Annotated in this window: 1 protein-coding gene; it reads left to right on the top strand. The window is 67.0% G+C overall.

Going from position 1 to position 2222, the window contains the following annotated elements; translation table 11 throughout:
- Nucleotides 1-497 precede the first annotated feature (497 nt).
- Nucleotides 498-1769, top strand: coding sequence for an IS110 family RNA-guided transposase (locus LQD00_RS22655; RefSeq protein ID WP_232719526.1), 1272 nt, complete (start codon nucleotides 498-500; stop codon nucleotides 1767-1769).
- Nucleotides 1770-2222: the final 453 nt, after the last annotated feature.

The following is a 2222-nucleotide window of genomic DNA, read 5'->3' as shown; positions in this document are numbered from 1 at the left end:
CCCCGCCGCCCGCTTACCGACCCCTGCGACTCTCGCGATGAGGAGCAGTAGCCCAGCTCCCTGAGGAGCGCGGGGCGTCCATCCACGGCTGCCTGCGGTGCGAGGGGCGCCACCCCCACCGCTCCCTCAGGTGCGGGGGGGCACCACCACCACCGCTCCCTGAGGTGCGAGGGGCACCACCACGGCTCATTTGGGTGGGGGTGGCGCCACCACCGCTCCCTGTGGTGGGGGTGGCGCCACCACCGCTCCCTGTGGTGCGAGCTAAGCGAGCCACGAAGGGCCGGCGACGTCATCTCACCAGGCCTTCGTGGCTCGTCGCTATCGCTCCTCGCACCTAGTAATAGCTCGAAGGTTGTGAAATACGGGACATCCTCCTGTTGTGGTCGTAAGGGCTTGGTGTCCCAACCACAACAAGGAGGATGTCGATGTCTGACGCTAGTCCCTTGAGTCGAGGAACGAAACGCCGAAACGACCGTTTGAGCCGACTGCGGGAGATCGTGCGCCGCGATTACGCGGTGGTGGCGATTGATCTGGCAGCCAAGAAACAGGTGATCGTCGTCGCCGATCATGACTCCCGCGTGCTGGCCCGCAAGACCTTTGCCTGCACCCCGTGGAAATTGGGGTCGGCGATTCAGTGGAGTCGTGCCCAGGCTGAGGCGGCCGGGTTCACCGGCATCGTCATCGCCTGTGAACCGACCGGGCACCGCTGGAAAGTGGTGGCCGATCTGGCCGCCGCAGTCGGAGCGCAGATGGTGTGCGTGCAACCGATGGTCGTGGCACGGGCTCGGGAAACCGAAGACTTCACCCGCGACAAATCCGACGACAAAGACGCCCTGCTGATCGCCCGCTTGACCACCCAACTCCACATCTACCTGCCCGAACACGCCGATCAGCACTGGGCACGGCTACGCCACCTCGGCGTGCGACGGACCGAGCAACTCACCCGCCGAGCCGCGGCCCGCCAACAAGTGCGTGACCTGCTCGATAGTGCCTGGCCGCAGGTGCTCGATTGCGCCGCCCAACCATTGGACTCGGCCACCTGGCTGGCCACCATGACCATCATCGGCTGCGATCCACGCACCATCACCGCCTACCGCAGCCCCGCCTGCGCTGATACCCGGCTGCGGGCGAAGCTGCGCCGGGAGCTTGCCCGCTGGGGTGCCCACCGCATCCACGGGCCGATCCTGACCGCAATCATCACCTCCGCTTTCGCGACCACCATGCCACCCGAGCGGACCGGAGCGTTGGAACGTGCCTTCTACGGTCTCAACGACTTCCACCACGCCACCGCCCAATGCCGGCAGGTCGAAACCCACATGCTGGCTGTGCTCGACGAGTTGCAGCTGACCGCACTGGCCACCAGCATTCCCGGCGTCACCGCGGTCTCGGTCGCTGCGATCCTCGCCGAAACCGGTGACCTGTCCCGGTTCGATTCCGCCCGGGCGGTGGTCAAACACGCCGGCCTGTGCCCGCGTGAGAACTCCTCGGGCAGCTACCAGGGCACAACCACCATCAGTGGCCGCGGGCGGCCCCGCCTACGGACTGCCGCCTGGCGTGCGGCGTTCGGCGCGTTGCGGCACAACCCGGTCTACGCCGCCCGCTACCAACACCTGACCACCCGCACCCACCACCAGCTGCAACCAAACCAGGCCTACGTAGCTATCGCCGCTGCCTTGCTACGCCAACTGCACGTGGTGATCACCACCGCCACTCCCTGGGACCCGACCCTGGCGGGACCAACCCAGACTGCGGAGGTGAGCGCCGCCTGAACCCAGACCTCGCCGACCGGGACAAGCTCGCCGCACCTAGGGCATAACCCGCGCCTGAGCCTGAGCAGTCCCACCCGGCGCGACCCGAGCTCGGATGAAGGCTGTTGGGTACCAACCCGTTTGACCGCTAGGTAGAGCCCGCGCCAGGCACGACCCCGGCCGACCAACCACCACCAGCACCCGCACCCGGACCGCCCAACCAGGCCGCCCGGCAACACCCACACGCCCACACCCCACCACAGGACCCATTGACACAAACCCTCATAGGCTGCTCAGGCAKCGGAGCTGGTGCGTCGCGCTCTTTCAGATCAGACAGCAAGTGGGTGCGCTTCTCGCACCCCAGGCATCGGAGCTGGGTGCGTCGCGCTCTTTCAGATCAGGCAGCAAGTGGGTGCGCTTCTCGCACCCCAGGCACCGGAGCTGGGTGCGTCGCGCTCTTTCAGATCAGGCAGC

Origin of the sequence: Gordonia metallireducens, assembly GCF_021245825.1 — a bacterium.
Lineage (GTDB): Bacteria > Actinomycetota > Actinomycetes > Mycobacteriales > Mycobacteriaceae > Gordonia > Gordonia namibiensis.
The sequence above is the reverse complement of the archived record's forward strand: the minus strand, read 5'-3'. Positions and strand labels throughout refer to the sequence as shown.